The organism is Microbacterium sp. SW12 (assembly GCF_055391095.1).
In genome coordinates this window covers 2,233,118-2,253,614 of record NZ_AP024335.1, presented here as the reverse complement: position 1 = coordinate 2,253,614, position 20,497 = coordinate 2,233,118, and the positions used below count along the sequence as shown (strand labels likewise).

At 67.1% G+C, this 20,497-nt stretch carries 23 protein-coding genes; 15 read left to right on the top strand and 8 right to left on the bottom strand.

The genetic code is table 11. From position 1 onward, the window contains the following. Positions 1 to 23: 23 nt before the first annotated feature. Both MICSW_RS11420 and MICSW_RS11415 read right to left on the bottom strand, forming a co-directional pair. The gene (locus tag MICSW_RS11420; RefSeq protein WP_292728922.1) at positions 24 to 2,189 is read right to left on the bottom strand and encodes an RNA degradosome polyphosphate kinase; all 2,166 of its coding nucleotides are present in this window, start codon (positions 2,187 to 2,189) and stop codon (positions 24 to 26) included. Positions 2,190 to 2,239: 50 nt separating this feature from the next. Beyond that, positions 2,240 to 2,935 carry a response regulator transcription factor gene (locus tag MICSW_RS11415; RefSeq protein ID WP_292709182.1) on the bottom strand — a complete coding sequence of 232 codons (696 nt, stop codon included), beginning with the start codon at positions 2,933 to 2,935 and terminating at the stop codon, positions 2,240 to 2,242. Positions 2,936 to 3,014: 79 nt separating this feature from the next. Here MICSW_RS11415 and MICSW_RS11410 point away from each other — a divergent pair, with 79 nt between their 5' ends. The 4 genes from MICSW_RS11410 to MICSW_RS11395 all read left to right on the top strand — a co-directional run bounded on the left by MICSW_RS11410 (position 3,015) and on the right by MICSW_RS11395 (position 6,341). Further along, a complete protein-coding gene (locus tag MICSW_RS11410; protein WP_292709180.1) occupies positions 3,015 to 3,305 on the top strand; it encodes a hypothetical protein in 291 nt (96 codons plus the stop codon). 173 nt (positions 3,306 to 3,478) lie between these two features. Then, positions 3,479 to 4,090 carry a heme-binding beta-barrel domain-containing protein gene (locus MICSW_RS11405; protein WP_464495954.1) on the top strand — a complete coding sequence of 204 codons (612 nt, stop codon included), beginning with the start codon at positions 3,479 to 3,481 and terminating at the stop codon, positions 4,088 to 4,090. Then, positions 4,090 to 5,199, top strand: coding sequence for a CAF17-like 4Fe-4S cluster assembly/insertion protein YgfZ (ygfZ, locus tag MICSW_RS11400; protein WP_228176829.1), 1,110 nt, complete (start codon positions 4,090 to 4,092; stop codon positions 5,197 to 5,199). Before MICSW_RS11405 ends, ygfZ begins: the two co-directional genes overlap by 1 nt. After that, positions 5,196 to 6,341 carry an FUSC family protein gene (locus MICSW_RS11395; RefSeq protein WP_228176830.1) on the top strand — a complete coding sequence of 382 codons (1,146 nt, stop codon included), beginning with the start codon at positions 5,196 to 5,198 and terminating at the stop codon, positions 6,339 to 6,341. Before ygfZ ends, MICSW_RS11395 begins: the two co-directional genes overlap by 4 nt. 14 nt (positions 6,342 to 6,355) lie before the next feature. Here MICSW_RS11395 and MICSW_RS11390 read toward each other — a convergent pair whose 3' ends face one another. Beyond that, complete coding sequence (locus MICSW_RS11390; RefSeq protein ID WP_292733962.1) at positions 6,356 to 7,177, bottom strand: methyltransferase domain-containing protein; 822 nt, start codon at positions 7,175 to 7,177, stop codon at positions 6,356 to 6,358. Positions 7,178 to 7,285: 108 nt separating this feature from the next. Here MICSW_RS11390 and MICSW_RS11385 point away from each other — a divergent pair, with 108 nt between their 5' ends. Continuing rightward, positions 7,286 to 8,035, top strand: coding sequence for a phosphoglyceromutase (locus MICSW_RS11385; RefSeq protein ID WP_228176832.1), 750 nt, complete (start codon positions 7,286 to 7,288; stop codon positions 8,033 to 8,035). Between the two features lie 78 nt (positions 8,036 to 8,113). On the opposite strand, the gene phoU is transcribed toward MICSW_RS11385, so the two are convergent. Continuing rightward, positions 8,114 to 8,785, bottom strand: coding sequence for a phosphate signaling complex protein PhoU (gene phoU / locus MICSW_RS11380; RefSeq protein WP_228176833.1), 672 nt, complete (start codon positions 8,783 to 8,785; stop codon positions 8,114 to 8,116). A 165-nt stretch (positions 8,786 to 8,950) separates the two neighbouring features. Here phoU and MICSW_RS11375 point away from each other — a divergent pair, with 165 nt between their 5' ends. Both MICSW_RS11375 and MICSW_RS11370 read left to right on the top strand, forming a co-directional pair. Next, positions 8,951 to 10,255 (top strand): sensor histidine kinase, encoded by a 1,305-nt coding sequence (locus MICSW_RS11375; RefSeq protein WP_292728507.1) that lies wholly within the window; start codon positions 8,951 to 8,953, stop codon positions 10,253 to 10,255. After that, positions 10,252 to 10,935 (top strand): response regulator transcription factor, encoded by a 684-nt coding sequence (locus tag MICSW_RS11370; RefSeq protein ID WP_228176835.1) that lies wholly within the window; start codon positions 10,252 to 10,254, stop codon positions 10,933 to 10,935. Before MICSW_RS11375 ends, MICSW_RS11370 begins: the two co-directional genes overlap by 4 nt. A gap of 74 nt (positions 10,936 to 11,009) precedes the next feature. Here the strand turns inward: MICSW_RS11370 and MICSW_RS11365 are convergent, their stop codons facing one another. Continuing rightward, complete coding sequence (locus MICSW_RS11365) at positions 11,010 to 11,474, bottom strand: DNA modification methylase (RefSeq protein ID WP_228176836.1); 465 nt, start codon at positions 11,472 to 11,474, stop codon at positions 11,010 to 11,012. A 168-nt stretch (positions 11,475 to 11,642) separates the two neighbouring features. On the opposite strand from MICSW_RS11365, the gene MICSW_RS11360 reads away from it, so the two are divergent. Next, positions 11,643 to 12,125 (top strand): CarD family transcriptional regulator, encoded by a 483-nt coding sequence (locus tag MICSW_RS11360; RefSeq protein ID WP_195692045.1) that lies wholly within the window; start codon positions 11,643 to 11,645, stop codon positions 12,123 to 12,125. A gap of 31 nt (positions 12,126 to 12,156) precedes the next feature. Continuing rightward, positions 12,157 to 13,356: a 2-C-methyl-D-erythritol 4-phosphate cytidylyltransferase gene (gene ispD, locus MICSW_RS11355; protein WP_464495953.1), complete on the top strand. Its 1,200-nt coding sequence runs from the start codon at positions 12,157 to 12,159 to the stop codon at positions 13,354 to 13,356. A 17-nt stretch (positions 13,357 to 13,373) separates the two neighbouring features. On the opposite strand, the gene MICSW_RS11350 is transcribed toward ispD, so the two are convergent. Next, complete coding sequence (locus MICSW_RS11350) at positions 13,374 to 13,850, bottom strand: GNAT family N-acetyltransferase (RefSeq protein ID WP_464495952.1); 477 nt, start codon at positions 13,848 to 13,850, stop codon at positions 13,374 to 13,376. Positions 13,851 to 13,942: 92 nt separating this feature from the next. On the opposite strand from MICSW_RS11350, the gene cysS reads away from it, so the two are divergent. The 4 genes from cysS to MICSW_RS11330 all read left to right on the top strand — a co-directional run bounded on the left by cysS (position 13,943) and on the right by MICSW_RS11330 (position 17,365). After that, a complete protein-coding gene (cysS, locus tag MICSW_RS11345) occupies positions 13,943 to 15,376 on the top strand; it encodes a cysteine--tRNA ligase (RefSeq protein ID WP_464495951.1) in 1,434 nt (477 codons plus the stop codon). Beyond that, positions 15,373 to 16,368: a 23S rRNA (guanosine(2251)-2'-O)-methyltransferase RlmB gene (rlmB, locus tag MICSW_RS11340; protein WP_347424453.1), complete on the top strand. Its 996-nt coding sequence runs from the start codon at positions 15,373 to 15,375 to the stop codon at positions 16,366 to 16,368. Before cysS ends, rlmB begins: the two co-directional genes overlap by 4 nt. A gap of 278 nt (positions 16,369 to 16,646) precedes the next feature. Next, positions 16,647 to 16,964: a helix-turn-helix domain-containing protein gene (locus tag MICSW_RS11335; protein WP_464495950.1), complete on the top strand. Its 318-nt coding sequence runs from the start codon at positions 16,647 to 16,649 to the stop codon at positions 16,962 to 16,964. A gap of 5 nt (positions 16,965 to 16,969) precedes the next feature. Continuing rightward, positions 16,970 to 17,365 carry a cupin domain-containing protein gene (locus tag MICSW_RS11330; protein ID WP_464498358.1) on the top strand — a complete coding sequence of 132 codons (396 nt, stop codon included), beginning with the start codon at positions 16,970 to 16,972 and terminating at the stop codon, positions 17,363 to 17,365. Between the two features lie 33 nt (positions 17,366 to 17,398). Here the strand turns inward: MICSW_RS11330 and MICSW_RS11325 are convergent, their stop codons facing one another. After that, positions 17,399 to 17,926 (bottom strand): zinc-binding dehydrogenase, encoded by a 528-nt coding sequence (locus tag MICSW_RS11325; RefSeq protein ID WP_292727063.1) that lies wholly within the window; start codon positions 17,924 to 17,926, stop codon positions 17,399 to 17,401. On the opposite strand from MICSW_RS11325, the gene MICSW_RS11320 reads away from it, so the two are divergent. Continuing rightward, on the top strand, positions 17,865 to 18,410 hold the full coding sequence (locus tag MICSW_RS11320) for a 2-oxo acid dehydrogenase subunit E2 (protein WP_292733176.1): 546 nt from the start codon (positions 17,865 to 17,867) through the stop codon (positions 18,408 to 18,410). The genes MICSW_RS11325 and MICSW_RS11320 overlap by 62 nt on opposite strands. Positions 18,411 to 18,518: 108 nt before the next feature. Further along, positions 18,519 to 19,157, top strand: coding sequence for an NAD(P)-dependent oxidoreductase (locus tag MICSW_RS11315; RefSeq protein WP_228176849.1), 639 nt, complete (start codon positions 18,519 to 18,521; stop codon positions 19,155 to 19,157). Positions 19,158 to 19,167: 10 nt separating this feature from the next. On the opposite strand, the gene MICSW_RS11310 is transcribed toward MICSW_RS11315, so the two are convergent. Then, positions 19,168 to 20,481 carry a DUF4032 domain-containing protein gene (locus MICSW_RS11310; protein WP_228176850.1) on the bottom strand — a complete coding sequence of 438 codons (1,314 nt, stop codon included), beginning with the start codon at positions 20,479 to 20,481 and terminating at the stop codon, positions 19,168 to 19,170. Between the last annotated feature and the right edge of the window lie 16 nt (positions 20,482 to 20,497).

Sequence of the window (20,497 nt, the reverse complement as noted above, 5' to 3'; positions counted from 1 at the left end):
GTCCGGGACGGTGAGAGTGTCGGTCATCGCGTTGCCCGCGCCCGTCGCCGGCTCTGCACATCGCTCATGGTCTGATCCTGTAGGTCGACGAGCTGATTGCCGTGCTCATCGAGGTGGTGGCGTACCCACGTGCCGGAGGCGTCGAGCCACCAGGAGCTGGTCGCATCGCTCATCGCGAGGTCGAAGAGCGTCATCAGCTGTGCGAGGTGGGTGGGGTCGGTCACCCGCACAAGAGCCTCGACCCGGCGGTCGAGGTTGCGATGCATCATGTCGGCACTGCCGATGTAGATCTGCTCGTCGCCGCCGTTGTGGAACGCGAAGATTCGCGAGTGCTCGAGGTACCTACCGAGGATGCTGCGCACCGTGATGTTCTCGCTCAGTCCCGGCACTCCCGGCTTGATCGAGCAGATGCCGCGCACCCAGATCTCCACCGGCACACCGGCCTGACTCGCACGGTAGAGCGCGTCGATGATCTGCTCGTCGACCATCGAGTTGACCTTGATCCGGATGCGTGCGGGCTTGCCTTCGGCAGCATTGCGACGCTCGGCCTCGATGAGTCGCAGCAGCCCCTTGCGCAGGTGCAGCGGCGCAACCAGCAGGCGTTTGAATTTCTTCTCGATCGCGTAGCCCGACAGCTCGTTGAACAGGCGCGTGAGGTCCCGCCCGACCTGCTCATCGGCCGTGAACAGCCCATAGTCCTCGTAGATCCGGCTGGTCTTGGGGTTGTAGTTGCCGGTGCCGATGTGGCAGTAGCTGCGCAGCGTCCCCTCCTCTTCGCGGATGACCAGGGCCAGCTTGCAATGGGTCTTGAGGCCGACGAGGCCGTACACGACGTGGACGCCGGCCTTCTCGAGCTTGCGCGCCCACACGATGTTCGCGGCCTCATCGAAGCGGGCCTTCACCTCGACGAGCGCGAGCACCTGCTTGCCGGCCTCGGCAGCGTCGATGAGTGACTGGATGATGGGGCTGTCGCCTGAGGTGCGGTACAGCGTCTGCTTGATCGCGAGCACCTGGGGGTCCTTGGCCGCCTGGTCGAGGAATGCCTGAACGCTCGTCGCGAACGATTCGTACGGATGGTGGACCAGGACATCCCCGGTGCGGATGGCGCTGAAGATGTCAGAGCGCTCGTTGTTGTCGCCCGGCTGGAACGCGATAGCGGTCGTGGGAAGGTGCGGTTTGTACTTGAGCTCGGGCCGGTTCAGGCGGCTCAGGCCGAATAGTCCCCGCAGGTCCAGCGGGCCGGGAATGCGGTACACCTCCTGCTCGGTGATATCGAGCTCGCTGATCAGCAGCTTCAGCGTCAGCTCGTCCATGTCCTCGGTCACCTCGAGGCGGATCGGAGGGCCGAACCGGCGCCGCATGAGTTCTGCCTCGAGAGCCTGGATGAGGTTCTCGGTCTCGTCCTCTTCGATGACCATGTCTTCGTTTCGCGTGAGGCGGAACGCGTGGTGGTCCAAGACCTCCATTCCCGGGAACAGATCGCCGAGGTGGTTCGCGATGAGGTCTTCGAGCGCGAGGTAGCGCACCCGCTCGCCCTCTCGCGAGATCTCGACGAATCGGGGCAGCATCGGCGGCACCTTGAGACGTGCGAACTCCTGACGACCCGTCCGCGCGTTGCGGATGCGGATCGCCAGGTTCAGGGAGAGGCCCGAGATGTAGGGGAAGGGGTGGGCTGGGTCCACAGCCAGCGGCATGAGAACAGGAAAGACCTGGTCGTGGAAGTAGTCAGACAGGCGGGAGCGCTCGTCATCGCCGAGCGAGGCGAACGAGACGAACTCGACTCCAGCCTCCGCAAGCGACGGCGCGACGAGGCGGCTCCACGCGTCGGCGTGGCGCAGCTGCAGTCGATGCGCCTCTTCCGAGATATCGGCGAGCGTGTCTTCGGGAGAGGTGCCGATGTTCGTGGGCACCGCGAGTCCGGTGACGATGCGGCGCTTGAGCCCAGCGACCCGGACCATGAAGAACTCGTCAAGGTTGCTCGCGAAGATCGCGAGGAAGTTCGCGCGTTCCAGCGGCGGCAGACCCGGATCCTCGGCCAACTCGAGGACGCGCTGATTGAACGCGAGCCAGCTCAGCTCACGATCCAGGAAGCGGTCAATGGGCAGGAGATCATCGGCTGCTGCCGCTGAGTCGAAGTCGTCGTCATCTTCGTCGCCGAGCCCGGTGTCGAGAACCTCGTGGTCGATCATGGGTCCATCCTGTCAGCGCTACGTGACTCCCGCGTGAACAGTTTTCGTCGTCAGGCGTCGGCGCGCTCCCGCGGCGGCGGGGCGTCATCCTCGTAGACGTTGAAGCGGTACCCGACGTTGCGCACGGTGCCGATGAGCTGCTCCAGGTCGCCGAGCTTGGCACGAAGGCGTCTGACGTGCACATCGACGGTTCGGGTTCCCCCGAAGTAGTCGTAGCCCCACACCTCGCTGAGCAGTTGTTCCCGGGTGAAGACCCGCGACGGGTGAGTGGCGAAGAAGTGGAGGAGCTGGAACTCCTTGTAGGTGAGATCGAGCGGGCGTCCATGCACCTTGGCCGAGTAGGACGACTCGTCGATCGTGATGCCCGAGGTCTGAATACGCGTGGAAACCTGTTCCTTCGCCATCCGGCCGATCGCCAGGCGCACCCGCGCATCGACTTCGGCCGGACCCGCCGTGACCAGGATGACGTCATCGACGCCCCAATCCGGCGAGACGGCGGTGAGGCCGCCCTCGGTCACGATGAGGATGAGCGGGACATCCAGCCCCGTCGTCCCGAGGATCTTGCACAGCGACTTCGCTCCCACGAGATCGGTGCGGGCATCCACGAAGACGATGTCGGCGCTGGGTGCGTTCACCAGCTGCGCGGGTTCTGCGGGGATCTGGCGAGTGCGATGACTCAGCAACTCGAGCGCGGGCAGAGCTGGCCCACCGCCTGGGGCGGAACTCAGAACCAATAGCTGTGCCACGCTGACATCCTCCCGGTGCCGGAGGCGCACCGCGCCCCTCAGTTTAGGGTGTCCTCCGCGGATAGGAGACAATGGGGCGATGGACCTGCCACCGCTTGCTCCACGCCGTGCCTTCGGCGGGATCGTCACTGTCTGGGTGGCCGCCGCTGTCGCCGGCGCGATCATCGGCTTCTTCGTGCCTGCCGAGTGGCGGATCGCCTGGCTCGGCGTAGCTCTCGGGTTGTGTGTCGTGTTGGCTTTCGCGGTGCAGCTGGCCTACGGGCGATCTCAGGCCTTCGTCGAGCGCGTCGCGCTGAGCACCCTCGGTGCGGCGATCGTGCTCGGTGTGATCAGCCTCGGCTTCGGGCTCGCCTCGATCGTGCCGCGCTGACCCCCCGAGCGTGAGCAGTTCAGGCGGGGCGATTCCGGGATAGAGTGGAATCTATGGACCTCGTAGCGCTCGAACTCTTCTTCGTGGGCCTGCTTGCGCTCGCGTCGCTGGCGATCGTGTTCGTCTCAGGTGTCGTCGTGAAGAACCTGTACCGCGGCCAGCGCTGACGCGCCGTGATCGATCTTCCCACCGACCTCCCCGCCGAGCTTGCGCCACTGTCGTGGCTGGTCGGCGTATGGGAGGGCACCGGTGTCATCGACTACGACACCGACGGCACGCACTTCACCGGTGAGTTCCATCACCGGGTGAGTTTCAGCCACGACGGAGGCGGCCACCTGAACTATTCCGCACAGGCCTGGCTTCTGGACGCGGATGATCCTGCTGGGCCACGAACAGCATTGGTCAGCGAAACCGGGTACTGGCGGTTGGCGATCCCCGCGACCGACGCCGTGCCTGGTCCCGGCCTGCTCCCGGCGGCTGCCGCTGCTTCGCCGCTGACGGTCGACGACGTCGAAGCCCTGCGAACTCCCGAGGGCGGGTTCGAGATCGAGGTCTCGCTCGTGCACTCCGATGGTGTCTGCGAGCTCTACCTCGGGCAGATCCGCGGGCCTCGCATCGATATCGCCACGGATGCCGTCATCCGCACCGCATCGGCGAAGGTCTACTCCGCAGCGACCCGCATGTACGGGTTGGTCGATGGTCACCTCCTGTGGGCGTGGGATATCGCAGCGCTCGGCGGATCGCTCGCGTCCCACGCCTCAGCTCGGCTCGCGAAGGCCGACTGATGGCATCCGCATTCGAGCGGGTACCCGGGGCTGTGGCTGAGGGCGGCATCCTCATGCACCTCGGGAACCCCCTTGCCGAGCAGCGTCGACTTCTGCGCGGCGACGCTGTCGCACCGCTCGAGAACCGTGCAGTGGTCAGCGTCGCCGGTCCCGATCGCCTCGCGTGGCTCGACTCGATCACCTCGCAAGCCGTCGCAGGTCTCATGCCGGGAGAAAGCAGCGAGCTGCTGATCCTTGACCCGAACGGTCACATCGAGCACGCCGCCGGGATCGTCGACGACGGCGAGACCGCCTGGCTCCTGGTCGACGCAGCGGATGCCGAACAGTTGACGGCGTGGCTGACCAAGATGCGGTTCCGCATGCGCGTTGAGATCCAGCTCGTCGGTGACGTGGTTGTCATCGGTGCCGTCTCACCCGATGCTGCAGGGCTCACCGCGTTCTCGCCTGCCGGAGTTCCACTCGTCTGGCGCGATCCGTGGCCGGGCGTCACGGCCGGAGGGCACGCGTACGCGGTCGGCGAGCATCCGGGGCAGGCACGGGACTGGGTCGAGGTCATCGTCGACGCTTCCGAGCGCGACCGAATCGCGCAAGCCGCCGCAGCGGGCGAGGTGTCGCTGGCCGGCGCGCTCGCCGTCGACGCCTTGCGTATTGCCGCATGGCGCCCCAGCTGGTCGCGGGAGGTCGACGAACGATCTCTGCCGCATGAGGTGGACTGGCTCCGAACCGCCGTGCACCTGACCAAGGGGTGCTACCGCGGCCAAGAGACCGTCGCGAAGGTGCACAATCTGGGGCACCCTCCCCGCCGGCTCATGGCGGTACACCTCGACGGTGCCGACAGCATCCTCCCCCCGCCCGGTTCCAAGGTCCACATCGCCAGTGGTGAGGTGGGCGTGCTCACCTCCGTCGCCCTGCATGTGGATGACGGACCCATCGGACTTGCGCTCGTTCGACGCACGACCCCTGACGGTGACGCGACTGTCCAGACGGCCGAGGGTGCTGTAGCCGCGAGGCTCGAGACGATCGTGCCACCCGAGGCCGGCGCCGCGGCATCCGTTCCTCGACTGCCTCGGCTCTCCCGGCGCGCGGCGGCGTCCCCTCCCTCGCCGTGAGCGCAGGGCAGGACCCGCGCTCGCCGCGGCCGGCAGCACCCGACGAGACTGCGCCGCTGACACTTCCGGTTCGCGTGCGGTGGTGGACGAGGTTCAGCCCGCTTCCCGGATGGACGCGGCTGCGCGCGTCATCCATCGCCATCGTCCAGATCGTGGTCGCCGCGACTGGCGCTTACGCCTTCGCCGCGTACGTTCTCGGACACCCGGCGCCGCTGCTTGCCGCGACGGTCACGGTCTCGAGTCTCGGACTTGTGCGCGACGCTCGGCCGCGCCGCGTACTCGAGACCGTCATCGGCATGATCATCGGCATCCTTGTGGCCGAAGTGCTGCTCCTGGTCGCCGGCAGCGGATGGTGGCAGCTGGGCCTCGCACTTGCCGCAACCCTCGCCGTCGCACGGTTCCTCTCGCCCCAGCCGGGGTTTGCGATAGCGGCGGCGATTCAGTCGCTCATCGTCATGATCGTCCCGACCAGTTCTCCGATGCTGCGGCTGATCGACGGAGTCGTCGGTGGAGTCGCGGCGCTGCTGGTGACAGCGCTGATCCCGCGCAGCCCGCAGCGCACGGAGGTCGCCTCCGGCGAGGTGCTGTTCACCCGCTTCCAGAGCGCCACCGAGACGATCATCCGCGCCCTGCGCCGCGGAGATCGCGTTCGCGCGCAGCGGGGCCTCGAAAAGGCGCGAGCGCTGCAGGCCGACATCGATGACTGGCGCCTGACACTGGAATCCGGCATGGGGATCGCGCGGATCTCGCCCTTCCTGCGATCGCAACGGCATGAGATCGCCCGCCACCAGCGCATCTGGCAGTCGATGGACTTCGCGTGCCGAAACCTGCGCGTGATCGCGCGGCGCACGGTGTACCTCGTCGATGACCGCGAGCCGCGAGAGGTCGCTGCAGACTTGCTGGCCGACCTCGGTCGCGGGGCTGATCTCATCGCCCAGTCGTTGCGCGACATCTCGCTGGAGCCTGTCGCCCGTGAAACGCTCCGCGCCGTCGCGGTGCGGCTCGATCCTGCAGTGGTCCTTCCCGATGCGACACTCGGTGATCAGAACCTCATCGCGGCGCTTCGGCCGCTTGCCGTTGACCTGCTCACCGCCGCCGGCATGTCAGGCGAGGATGCCGCCCATACCGTTCCGCGCATCTGAGTACCCGGTGCTGGTCAGCGCGGCGCGACAGATGCCCACGGGACAGTGACCTCACCCAGTCGCCACCGGTGACGTCCGATGAGCGGCCAGCCGGCGTCGTGCATCGCCTGCAGGCTAGCCTTCCACCGCTGGGCCGGCGAGAACGTCGACAGCGGCGCCGCGCGCTCCCATTCCCGCGTCAGATCCAGGAAGAATGCGTGAATCGGCTCACCGGGAACGTTCCGGTGGATGAGGGCCTTCGGGAGGCGCTCGGCGGCGATTGCCGGCGACTCGAGTCCAGCCAGGCGCAGCGAGACGGTCAGTGACCGAGGTGCGGCGTCCGACCCGACCACGACCCAGGTCATGACCCGCCCGATCTCATCGCACGTTCCTTCGACGAGCAGTCCGTCGGGCGCGAGGCGACCTGCCATGCGCGACCAGGCTGGTTCGACGTCGACGTCGTCGTACTGGCGCAGCACGTTCAGGGCGCGTATCAGGGTCGGGCGCCGGGGCGCGGGGACCTCGAAGCCGCCCCGAGCGAACGAGACCCGGGTGTCGGGGTCGAACGTCGTGAGGCCCGCGCGGACCGCTCGCAACTGCTCGCGTGCTCGCTCGACCCGCTCGGGGTCGATCTCCAGGCCCAACACGTCGATGTCGGGCCTCACCGGCGACAGGCGCGCAGCCAACTCGAGGGTCGTGATGCCGGTGGCGCCGTACCCGAGGTCGACAATCAGAGGGTCGGATGCGCGACGGAGCACGGGATGCCGCGCTATCCACCGGTCGACGCGGCGCAACCGGTTCGTGCCTGTCGTGCCCCGCGTGGGGCGCCCGGTCGGCGCGGAAGGAGCAGAGGACACGCCCCCAATGATGCCAGCGGTGCGCGCGCGTCCGAGCCCGTGCGCGCGAGGGCTTTCACGGCCCACCGCGCCATCTGTCGGACACCTGGCCCGGATATCATGAGGGCCATGACCGAGCCATATACGTTGATCCTTCTCCGACACGGCCAGAGCGAGTGGAACGAGCTGAATCTTTTCACCGGATGGGTCGATGTGCGGCTCACCGAGCAGGGGCAGGCCGAGGCCCGCCGGGGCGGGGAGTTGATGGCCGCGCAGGGCATCCTTCCCGACGTTCTGCACACGTCGCTGCTCAGCCGCGCGATCCAGACCGCCAACATCGCGCTGGATGCCGCCGACCGCCTCTGGATCCCGGTCAAGCGCACCTGGCGACTCAACGAACGCCACTACGGCGCGCTGCAGGGCAAGGACAAGGCACAGACCCTCGAGGAGTTCGGCCCCGAGCAGTTCATGCTGTGGCGCCGCTCGTTCGACGTGCCGCCGCCGCCGCTGGATGATGACAGCGAGTTCAGCCAGGTCCACGATCCTCGCTACGCCGGGATCGACGGCGATGTGCCCCGCACGGAGTCCCTCAAGCTCGTCATCGATCGCATGATGCCGTACTGGGAGAGCGACATCGCCGCTGACCTGCGCGCCGGCAAGACGGTGCTCGTGACCGCGCACGGGAACTCGTTGCGGGGCCTCGTGAAGCACCTCGACGGCATCAGTGACGCCGACATTGCCGAGCTCAACATCCCGACCGGCATCCCGCTGGTCTACAAGCTTGACGAGAACCTCGTCCCGCTCGGTCCCGCCGAGTACCTGGACCCCGAGGCCGCTGCTGCTGGTGCCGCCGCCGTGGCTGCTCAGGGCAAGAAGTAAGCCGAGACCCGAATCTCACGAGAAGAGCGGATGCCTCGCGTGAGGCATCCGCTCTTCTTGTGAGCTGGAGGGGGAGAGTTACTCTCCCGTGGCTGTCCCATCGCTCGCGTAGAACTCGCCGCCTTCTGCCAGGTACTGCACCTTCTTGGCGACCGAGACGGCGTGGTCGACGAAGCGCTCGTGGTAGCGGCTCGCGAGGGTGGCATCCACCGTCTGCGCGGGCTCGCCCGACCAGCTGTCGCTGAGGACCTTCTCGAAGACGCTCACGTGCAGATCGTCGACCTGGTCATCGATGTCACGGATCTGGTCGGCGAGAGCGAGGTCCTCGGTGTCCAGAAGCTGCGTCAGCTTCCGGGCAGCCTCGACATCCAGCTCGCCCATCTTCTGGAACGTCGACTTCAGTCCCGAGGGGATGGCGCGCTCGGGGAAGCGCAACCGCGTCAGCTGGGCGATGTGCTCGGCGATGTCGCCCATGCGCTCGAGCGACGCGCTCACCCGCAGAGCCATCACGACGATCCGCAGGTCGCGGGCTACGGGCTGCTGGCGGGCCATGATCTCGATGGCGATTTCGTCCAGTTCGTGGGCCTTGTCATCGATCTCGGCGTCAGCCGCGATCACTTCTTCGGCAAGGGCGACATCGCTGGTCTTGAACGCCGTTGTCGCCTTCTCGATCGCGGTTGTGACCATCCCGGAGATCTCAACGAGACGGTTCTGCACATCTTCGAGCGACTGGTGGAAGACTTCGCGCATTCCGATCCCTTTCGTGTGTTGTCGACCGGCAGACGCCAGACGACCCAGTGATTCTCGCCACCGAAGGTTAACGGACAGTGCCGCTCCGGTGAATAGTGACGCGCCCGAGGTGGGCGCGAGCACCGCTCGCAATGTCGTCCTCCGGGCCGCCCGTACGCTGTTTCCATGCAACCTGCGCAGATCGCCCTGCTCGGCCTCCTGGTGGGGCTGCTGATCGGTGCGGGTCTGGCTACCCTCATCCTGTTGGCGCTGCGGGCTCGCGAGCGCGCCGAGTACGGCGCCGGCATGGATGTTCCCGAGGGTGCGCGAGTGGTCCTCCACGGACTCGACGATCCCGCGGTCGTCCTCGATTCGGCCGGCGTCATCATCGCGGCATCGGCATCCGCGGCGCCCTTCGACCTGACCGAGGGAAGCATGCTGCCCACTGCCGAGTTGCGCGGCGTCGCGCGCCGGGTCAGCGATGCCGACGCAGCGTCGAACGCGACATTTCGCATTCGCCGCGGCACCGGGCCGGGGGAGTCACGTCTGGTCACCGTACGGGCGACGCCCCTCACTTCCCGACTCATGCTGCTCGTGCTGCGCGATATCACCGAGAAAGAGCGGGTCGAGCAGATGCGACGGGACTTCGTGTCCAACACGAGCCACGAGCTGAAGACCCCGGTGGGCGCGGTGAGCCTGCTAGCCGAGGCCATCGAGTCGGCATCCGACGACCCTGCCCAAGTACGGGTGTTCGCCTCGCGCCTGTCTGCCGAGGCGACGCGACTGGCAACCCTCACCTCTCGCATCATGAACCTCTCGCGCCTGCAGGCAGCCGATGAGCTCAACGATGAGCGGGACGCTTCGATCGACGAGATCATCGCGTCTGCCGTCGAAGCTCACGCCGTCCAAGCCGACTCCGCGGGCGTGCAACTCGTCCGCGGCGGCACACGGGGTCTGTTCGTTCGCGGCGATGCCCAGGTGCTGAGCGAAGCCGTGGGCAACCTGATCGCCAACGCCATCGCCTACTCCCCGAAGGGCTCAAGCGTAGGAATCGGTGTCAAAGCGGCGGACGGCGTCGTCGAGATCGCCGTCACCGACCGAGGAATCGGAATCTCCGAGGAAGACCAGGACCGCGTCTTCGAACGGTTCTACCGCGCAGATCAAGCTCGCTCGCGCCGTACCGGAGGAACCGGCCTGGGGTTGGCGATCGTCAAGCACGCCGTACAGCGCCATGGCGGCGACGTGCGCCTGTGGTCGCGCGAGGGCCGCGGCTCGACGTTCACCATTCGGCTTCCTCTGATCGAGTCTCCTCACGACGAGCCGCCCCGAAAGCGGGTTCGAAAGGAGAAGAAGGTCAAGAAGAAGAAGACCAAACTGCAGGGCTCGGATGCCGTGCTGACCGAGGGTGCGGTCCACGTCGCGCTCGATCGGACCGGAACACCGGACAGAAGTGGCATCGCTGCCCGAGAAGGAAACGGAGAAACCGCATGACTCGCGTCCTACTTGTCGAGGACGAACCCGACCTCGCCGACCCGCTCGCGTACTTGCTGCGCCGGGAGGGTTATGAGGTCGAGATCGCCGAGGATGGAGCCGCCGCCCTCGCCTCGTTCCGTGAGTTCGGCGCCGACATCGTGTTGCTCGATCTCATGCTTCCCGGGATGCCCGGCACCGAGGTATGTCGGCAACTGCGCGCCTCGTCGTCTGTTCCGATCATCATGCTCACGGCGAAGGACTCCGAGGTCGATATCGTCGTGGGACTCGAGCTCGGCGCTGACGACTATGTGACCAAGCCCTATTCGGCTCGGGAACTGCTCGCACGGATGCGCGCAGTGCTGCGCAGGCTCTCCACCGCCGAGGCGGACCTCGACGACCGCATCCTCGAAGGAGGGCGCGTGACGCTGGACATCGACCGGCACACCGTCTCGGTCGACGGCAGCGAGATCAGCATGCCGCTGAAGGAATTCGAGCTCCTCGAGGTGCTCATGCGCAACGCGGGCCGGGTGCTCACGCGTGGTCAGCTCATCGACCGGGTGTGGGGAACCGACTACTTCGGCGACACGAAGACACTGGATGTCCACATCAAGCGCATCCGCTCACGCATCGAGAAGAACCCGAGCGATCCGACCATGCTCGTGACAGTCCGCGGGCTCGGCTATCGCTTTGAGTCCTGACCCGCCACGACCTCAAAACCACGTCGGCCCCGCTCTCGACAGAGGCGGGGCCGACGTTGTGGTTCCGGGAAGACTCAGGGCACGAAGGGTGCGAGGTATTCGAGGTCGCCGTTGAATACCGGCACCGAGATGACGGAGGTGACGCCCTCACCGGACTGGAATGATGCCGACAGCGTCGCTCCGGGCGGGGTGTTCAGGTCGCGGATCAGAATCGGATCGGCGTTCTCGCCGAGGCTCTTGACGGTGCCCGCCGGAACGATGACCTGTTCTGTCACACCATCGGCGAAGTCGATGTTCAGAACGTACGTCTCGTCCGTGCTGTTGATGATGGCGGCGAGGAAGTTGCCTTCGGTGCCCTCGTCGTTCGCGACGATCATCGTGTTGCGAACCTGCAGGGGACCGGACTCGTCGGGGACGTTGGTTCCCTCGGCGGGCGAGTACTCGATCGTCGTCGCGTGCGCGGAGATCAGGCTGCACCCCGAGGTTCCGAGGACGAGGGCTGCGCCCACAACGAGCGACGCGATGAGGCGCGATTTCACGGATCCTCCTTGAGCGGATGACGGCTTCACGATGCATTCTACGGGGTTGCGCACCGTCGGCTTACGCCTCCCTGAGGCTCACTTCCGCCCGGGGTCGAAGAGTGGGTGGCGAACTCTAGCGTATGGGCCCTGTGGTATTCTGGAGTTTGCCGAAAGGAACATAACTCCATGCTTTTTGAGGTTGGCGAGACGGTTGTCTACCCGCACCACGGGGCCGCAACAATCATCGAGGTCAAGGAACGCGTCATCAAAGGCGAGACCAAGAAGTACTTGAAACTCAACGTCACTCAAGGCGATCTGATCATCGAGGTCCCGGCTGAGAACGTCGACCTGGTCGGCGTCCGTGATGTGATCGGCAAGGACGGTCTCGAGCGCGTGTTCGACGTGCTGCGCGCGCCGTTCACCGAGGAGCCCACGAACTGGTCTCGCCGATACAAGGCGAACCTCGAGAAGCTCGCGTCGGGCGATGTCATCAAGGTGAGTGAGGTCGTCCGCGACCTGTGGCGCCGCGATCAGGACCGCGGTCTTTCCGCCGGTGAGAAGCGGATGCTGGCCAAGGCCAAGCAGATCCTGATCTCCGAGCTCGCGCTGGCCGAGAAGACCGACGAAGAGAAGGCCAGCGTCCTGCTCGACGAGGTCCTCGCCTCCTGAGTCGGTGCTGCCGCGCGGTAGCGTGGCACCCGTGAGCATCATTCCGGTCCCCCGCGTCGCGGTCATCGTCGTCGCAGCGGGCTCGGGTAGCCGGCTCGCCGCCGGAATCCCCAAGGCCTTCGTCGGCCTCGACGATCACACCATCCTGCGACATGCGCTTCGAGGCATCTTCGAGGCTCCACCGATGCAGGTCATCGTCGTCGCGCCCGCCGGTCGCGAGGGTGATGCGTTGACGGATGCCGAGGAGGCCGCGGCGGACAGGCGCGACCTCGTGTCCGTTGTCACCGGCGGACCCAGCAGGCAGGCATCCGTAGCCGCAGGCCTCGCCGTGCTGTGGGGCGACGTCGAATACGTCCTCGTGCACGACGCGGCGCGTGCCCTCACCCCGCCTGATGTGTTCACGCGCGTGATCGGCGCGCTCGAGGCCGGCGCTGCCGGCGTCGTCCCGGTCATGCCGGTCGTCGACACGATTCGGCAGATGGAGGGCGACACCATCGTCGGGGTCGTCGACAGGTCGAGTCTGACTGCCGCGCAGACGCCGCAAGGGTTTCCTCGCCGCATCTTGGAGACTGCATACGCTGCTGCGGACCAGGAGTACACGGATGACGCGGCAGTTGTCGCCGCGGCCGGGCACGCCACAACGACGGTTGCCGGCGACGCTATCGCGTTCAAGATCACAACCCGCGCCGATCTCGACCGAGCGCGCGCCCTCGTTTCGCCCCTACCGAAGTCCGCTACACCGCTGGGTGAGCCGGCGCTGCCGCGCGTGGGTATCGGAACCGATGTCCACGCCTTCGGCGGTGACGGATCGCTGTGGCTCGCCGGGCTCGAGTGGCCGGGCGAGCAGGCGTTGTCGGGACACTCAGACGGAGACGCGGTGGCTCATGCGATCGTCGACGCGCTCCTGGCGGCATCCGGGCTCGGCGACATCGGCACCCACTTCGGCACCGACCGTCCGGAGTACGGCGGGGCCCACGCTGAGGCCTTTCTGGGCAGGACTCTTGCGCTGCTCGGCGAGGCGGGTTTGCGTGTCGGCAACGTCTCGGTCCAGGTTCAGGCGCGCCGGCCACGATTCGCTGGGCGTCGTGCCGAGGCAGAGGCTGTGCTCTCACGGGCCCTCGGCGGTGCCCCTGTGTCGGTCTCGGCCACAACGACTGACGGGCTCGGTTTCACCGGCGCCGGCGAGGGCGTCGCAGCCTTCGCGGTCGCGCTGGTGGTCCCCGCGCGTTAGTTCGGATTTGCGCGCTGCTACAGCTTCTTCGTCATGAAGAGGGAGTACGGGTCGAGCACGTAGCTGCCGAACGGCTCGCAGCGTGCGAAGCCCGCCGACTCATAGAGTCGCTGCGCCGGCAGAAACTCCGGCGTCGAGCCCGTCTCGAGCCACAGCGCCGACATGCCGCGACGGCGCGCCTGGTCGATCACGTGCTCGAGCATCGCGCGCCCGATACCCGTGCCACGATGGCTGTCTGCGACACGCATCGACTTGAGCTCGCCGTTGTCTTCGTCGAGCTGAGCAAGCGCGCCGACGCCGGCAAGCTCGCCGGCGACCCACGCCGACCACACCTGGACGGAGGGCTGCTCGAGCCCGCTGAGATCCAGAGCGTGGCAACTCTCCTCGGGCGAGATCGAGCGCATGTCCGACAGGTGAGCGGCGATCAGCGCTCGGGTCGGCTCGCCGCTGAGGTCATCGAGGCGGATGTCGAGCGCTGCGGAAGAGGAGGGCACGTCCACAGTTCTACCCCAGATCCTCGCTTGTCCGGGGCGCCGGCTGCGTGGCACCACGGCGGCTTCCGAGGGCCCGCCGGTAGGCTGAAGGGATGACGGACGCGGTGACGGCTGAGAGGCAGGGCGCTCTGCAGCTTTACGACACCCGCGCTCAGCAACTCCGCGTTTTCGCGCCGCTGGATCCGGGCAATGTCACCGTCTATGTGTGCGGGCCCACCGTGCAGTCCGGGCCGCACATCGGCCACCTGCGTGGTGGCCTTGCCTTCGACATCCTGCGCCGCTGGCTCGCCCATCGCCATGGCCGCGTGACCTTCGTGCGCAATGTCACTGACATCGACGACAAAGTGCTCGATAACGCCACCGAGTCAGAGCCCTGGTGGGCGCTGGCCTACCGGGTCGAGCAGGAATTCGCCGCCGCCTATGCTGCGATCGGCATCCTCCCGCCGACGTACGAGCCGCGGGCTACCGGATCGATCCCGCAGATGATCGCGCTCATCGATCAGCTGATCAGCACGGGTCACGCCTACGCGGCCGAGCCGGGGACTGACGCTGTCGGTGACGTGTACTTCGACGTGCGCTCGTGGGCTGAATACGGCGAGCTGACGCGTCAGTCGATCGACGACATGGCGCCGGCCGCTGATGCCGATCCGCGGGGCAAGCGCGACGTGCGCGACTTCGCGCTCTGGAAGGGCGCGAAGTCTGACGAACCCGCGGATGCCACGTGGGATTCGCCGTGGGGGCGGGGGCGCCCCGGATGGCACATCGAGTGCTCGGCCATGGCGCGCCGCTACCTGGGCGACGAGTTCGACATCCACGGCGGTGGCCTCGACCTGCGCTTCCCGCACCACGAGAACGAACTCGCCCAGTCCAGTGCGGCAGGCGACGGGTTCGCCCGCTACTGGGTGCACAACGGACTGGTCACTGTCGAGGGCCAGAAGATGTCGAAGTCGCTCGGAAACTTCGTGCTCGTACGGGACGTGCTGGCCGAGCACGATCCCCTCGTCGTGCGGTATGCCCTGGCCGCCGCCCACTATCGATCGAGCCTCGATCTCTCGGCTAAGTCCTTCGACGAGGCCGAGGCAGCGCTTGGCCGCATCCGGACCTTCCTCGAGCGGGTCGCTCGGCACGGAGCCCTCGTGGAGACATCGGTGATCGATTCGGCGTTCGCCGCGGCAATGGATGACGACCTCGGCGTGCCGCAGGCCCTGGCGATCGTCCACGAGCGAGTCCGCGAAGGCAACACCGCACTCGATGCCGGCGATGCCGAGACGGCACGAGCGCTGGCGGGCGAGGTTGCCAGACTGACCGGCATCCTCGGACTCAACCCTCTCGACCCGCAGTGGGCATCACGATCGGGCCCGGAGGCTCCGGCGCTGGATGCTCTGCTGCAGGAACTCATCGAGCAGCGCGCTCGCGCGCGCGCAGGAAAAGACTGGGCCGCGGCCGACCGCATTCGCGACGCGATCGCGGCTGCCGGAGTCACGCTCGAAGATGGGCCCGACGGAACGCATTGGAGCATCGCATGAGCAAGCCAGGGCGCCCCGGCGCACGCAAGTCCACCAAGAAGGGGGCAACCAAGGGCTCGGGCGGCCAGGGCCGCAAGTCCCTCGAAGGCAAGGGCCCGACCCCCAAGGCCGAGGACCGCAGTTGGCACGTCGCCGGCAAACGCAAGGCTGCGCAGGAACGTTACGCCGCCGCCGGAGGCACGGGGCGGCCCGGGGCGCGCGTCGCGGGCTCGAACCCGAACCGGGGTGGTCGTCCGAAGCAGAGCGATGACACCGAGACCGTGACGGGACGCAACTCCGTCTTGGAGGCGCTGCGAACGCGCATCCCGGCCACCGCGTTCTACATCGCCCAGCGCGTGGAGATGGATGACCGCGTCAAGGAGATGCTGTCGATCGCGGCGCACCGGGAGATTCCCGTGCTCGAGGTCACGAGGCCCGAACTTGACCGGATGGCGGGCTTTGACGGCGTGCACCAGGGCGTGGCGCTCAAGGTGCCGCCCTATGAGTACGCGCACCCGCAGGACCTGCTGGAGAACGTGATCGACGCGGGCCAGGTGCCGCTGCTTGTCGCGCTGGACGGCGTGACCGATCCGCGAAACCTCGGCGCCATCATCCGATCTACTGCGGCCTTCGGCGGCCAGGGCGTCATCATTCCGCAGCGCCGCTCGGCCGGGGTCAACTCGGCGGCGTGGAAGACCTCAGCGGGAGCAGCAGCTCGCATCCCCGTGGCCATCGCCCCGAACCTCACCACAACCCTCAAGGAGTTCAAGAAGCAGGGTGTATTCGTGCTCGGCCTCGACGGTGACGGCGACGTGTCACTTCCCGCGCTTGAGCTCGCCGATCGCCCCGTCGTGATCGTCGTCGGCTCGGAGGGCAAGGGGCTCTCACGCCTGGTAACCGAGACGTGCGACCAGATCGTGTCGATTCCCATCTCGGCGGCCACCGAGTCCCTGAACGCCGGAATCGCGGCATCCGTCGCGCTGTACCAGGTATCGACGCTGCGGGCCGACTAGACCGGGCCGAGGAGAGCGCAGCGGCGGCGCCGAGATCGACGCCGCCGCTGCGCACCCTGAATGCTGCGCCGTATCAGTCCTTCTTGGAGCAATACGAACGACACACTCCGGGGGGCAAGCTCGCGACGATGGCCGACGTGGTGGATGCTACGCAATTCCTATTGCGCAACCGCGGCGTTTCCGCGGTCAACCTGCCGGTCGACCGGGGAACCGTCCTGATGTGAGACGCGGCGGTCCGAGGTCGTGCGCATGTCCTGCCCTAGAATGAGCGGACGTTCGTGGCTGACCAGTGGCCGCGCTGGTGGGAGATCATGACCGAGGGCCTGGGAGCCAAGCTCCGCGAGGTGCGCACCGCGAAGGGAATGAGCCTTCGCTCGCTCGCGCAAGCGCTCGGAGTTTCGGCGTCGCTGATCTCGCAGGTCGAGATCGGTAAGACGCAGCCCTCAGTGTCGACACTGTTCGCCATGGCGAACCACCTCGGAGTGTCGCTGGACGAGCTGGTCGGTAACGTTCCCACCGCGGGTCCCTCGCCCGTTGCCCCGGCCCCGCAGCGCCGGACGCTTCGACCGTCCGGCGCGCTGCAGAGTACCCCGTGATCGAGATGGAGAACGGCGTTCGCTGGGAGAAGCTCGCGAGTGTTCCCGGCGGTCCTGCCGATGCGCTCCTGGTGACCTACCAGCCCGGGGCGAGCAGTTCGGTGGAGGACCGGCTCATGCGCCACGCCGGGGTCGAGTACGCCTACCTTCTCGAGGGTGAACTCACGCTGCAACTGGATTTCGACACCTATGTGCTTGGCCCGGGCGACTCGCTGAGCTTTGACTCCATGCGGCCGCACTTGTTCGTGAACCACTCGGACACCATTGCTCGCGGCGTATGGTTCGTGTTCGGCCGCAGGCCCCAGAACGAGACGCTGCCCGTGGCTCCCGGGGCCGCATCTCAGCCCGCTGTTCCGGCATCCGCCGTCGACGTGTTGCGCGCGATGGAACGACTGCCCTGATCCGGTTGACGGAGCCTGCGCGGGTCGCTCGCGTCAGGCCTGTGCGCGGCCGTGGACGGCTGCTCTGCGGTGCTCGGTCCAGGGGTCGATCAGTGTCTTGACCTGACCGGGAGCGCCGCTCAGTAGCGGCTGGAGCGCCCCGTCCACGACCTCACTCAGGGGGAGGACTTCGGCGGCGACATCCGTCCAGTCACCGCGCTCTGCGAGCAGTCGGACGGCTTCGGGGATGTCGTCCCGGTACACGTGCGCGACGGTGCCCACGATCGTGTACTCGCGAAGGGTCCACGAGCCGAGCGGCAGCCCCGGCTCACCGCGCTGGATGCCGACGGGAACGATCGTTGCGCCCGGGCTGGCAGCTTCGAGCACCGACGCGAGGCCCGGCGCAGACCCCGAAACCTCGAAGAAGACATCGGGGACGATCCCGCGTTCGCTGAGCGCTTCGCTCAGGCTCTGGCCTCCGGCCTGCAGGGTATCTGCGGCCCCGAGTGCCCGCCGCCAGATCAACGCGGCCCATGCCGCCAAGGTCTCGGTCAACGACCTGGTGGTGAAAGCGGTGGCCACCGCCCTACGCGAGGTCCCCGAAGCCAACGCCATCTGGATGCCAGACGCGACGCGGCAGTTCTCCTCGGTGGAGATCGCGGTAGCCGTTTCTGTCGACGGGGGGCTTCTCACACCCGTCGTGCGCGGAGTCGACCGGATGCCGCTCAGCGAACTGAGCGCCGCGATCCGCGACCTCGCCGATCGGGCGCGCGCGGGCCGGATCAAGCAGCACGAGCTCGAGGGTGGCTCGTTCTCGGTGTCGAACCTCGGGATGTACGGCACGAGCGAGTTCTCGGCGATCCTGAATCCGCCCCACGCGGGCATCCTCGCTGTCGGAGCGGCCGAGAAGCGGCCGGTCGTCGGTGCGGATGATGTTCTCGAGGTCGCCACGATGATGACCGTGACGCTCTCTGCCGACCACCGAGTGCTCGACGGTGCACTGGCAGCGCAGTGGCTTGCCGCGTTCCAGCGACGGATCGAGAACCCCGTCTCCATCCTCATCTGAGGGCAGCGCCGCGCGAGACTTGTCACAGCGGCAGGATGGAATACGGCGCACATCATCCGCCGTTGGCTCCATCGACTGCCCCCGCAGCCCATCGACGGAAGGATCACCATGGCCCGCATCGCAGTTCTCGGAGGAACCGGCTACGCCGGCTCCCACATCGTCAAGGAAGCGGTCGACCGCGGCCACACTGTCGTATCGGTCGCGCGCGTCGCGCCGGCAGAGCGGATCCACGGCGCCACCTACATCGAGGGCACCCTGCTCGATGTCCCAGGTCTGGTCGCCGAGCTTGCGGGCGTCGATGTCGTGGTCAGCGCGGTCCCCGGTCGCGGAGACATGCTCGGAAAGGTCCGCCCGGCGATCCAGCAGTTGCTGTCAGTGCTCCCCGGTGACGTGCGCATCGGAATCATCGGCGGTGCTGGCGGGAGCCTCGTGGCCCCTGGCGGGCCGCGTGTGATCGACAGCGGCTTTCCCGACGAGTTCAAACCCGAAGCGCAGGAAGCCATCGACATCCTCGAAGACCTGCAGGCCGACAGTTCGGGTCGCGACTGGTTCTTCGTGCACCCGGCCGGCGGCTTCGGCGCGTGGAACCCGGGGGAGCGCACCGGGAAGTACCGCACCGGCGGCGACGTCATCGTGACGGATGCCGACGGCGAATCCTTCATCTCGGGAGCTGACCTTGCCGTGGCGGTACTCGACGAGATCGAGAACCCGCAGCACGTGCGCGGCCGCTTCACCGTGGGCTACTGACCGCGCACCCTTAGACCAGGTCCCGCCAGTCGGTGGGACCGGTCGACGGGCTGCGGGTCACCGGGACCGCATCCGTCACGATCGGAATCGCCAGCGTGTCGGTCGGCGGCCCCATCACTGTTGCTTCGTCGCGGCGGAATCTGAGCACGTCGTCGATGTAGCTCGTGACAGCCTCGGCGACGGGCACTGACTGCCCGCGCGCCTGCGACATGTACCACCGGTGCTCCAGGAACTGGTGGTACACCTCCGCCGGTTCGAGCTTGGAGCGCAGGTCGAAGGGGATGGCGCGGATGACGGGTTCGAAGACCCGGGTGAGCCATTCGTGCGCCACCATCTCTTCGTCATCGCCCGCGCGTGAACCGCGTGCGTGAAACTCATCGAGGTCGTTCAGCAGCCGCCGCGCCTGGTTCTCTTCGACGTCGAGCCCGGTGAGACGGATGAGGCGGCGCTGGTGGTGACCGGCATCCACGACCTTGGGCTGGATGGACACGCGGGTTCCGTCGGCCGTTGTCTGCATCGACATCTCACCGATGTCGAAGCCGAGTTCGTTGAGGCGTTCGACGCGCTCGGTGATGCGCCAGGCCTCTCGTGCCTCGAACGTCTCGATCTCGGTGAGCTCCCGCCACAGGGACCGGTATGCGCTCATGATCCCGTCGGCGATCTCGACGGCGTCGACACCACCCTCAAGGCGTCCGCCGGCCTCGAGGTCCATGATCTCGCCGGCGATGTTGGTGCGCGCGACGTCGAGGTCGTGCTCGCGCTGCCCGGGCGTGAGTCCGTTCTCGTGCAGCTCGCCGGTCTCTGCGTCCACGAGATAGGCGGCGAAGGCTCCCGCGTCGCGGCGGAAGAGCGTGTTCGACAGCGACACATCGCCCCAGAAGAACCCGACATTGTGGAGGCGCACCAGCAGCACCGCGAGGGCGTCGACCAGTCGGGTTGCGGTAGTCGGCCGCAGCACCTGGGTGAACAGGGCGCGGTACGGGAGGGAGAACTTCAGGTGAGAGGTGACCAGGGCGGCCGGTAGCGGTTCGCCGTCCTCGTCACGGCGTCCGGCGATGACGGCGACCCGGTCGACACACGGCGCATCCAACCGGTCGAGGTTGCCGAGCATGTCATACTCGCGTCGCGCCATCTCCTCGGTGGTCTCTTTGATCGCCACCACGCGACCTGACAGGCTCGCGAAACGCACGGTGTGACGGGAGATGCCCTTTGGGAGCGACACGATCGTCTCGGACGGCCACTCCACGAGAGGCACCGACCACGGCAGGGTCAGCAGTCCGGGATCGACGGTGCTCGCGGTGATCGAGAGCTGCGTGGACGACATCCGATTCTCCGCATCC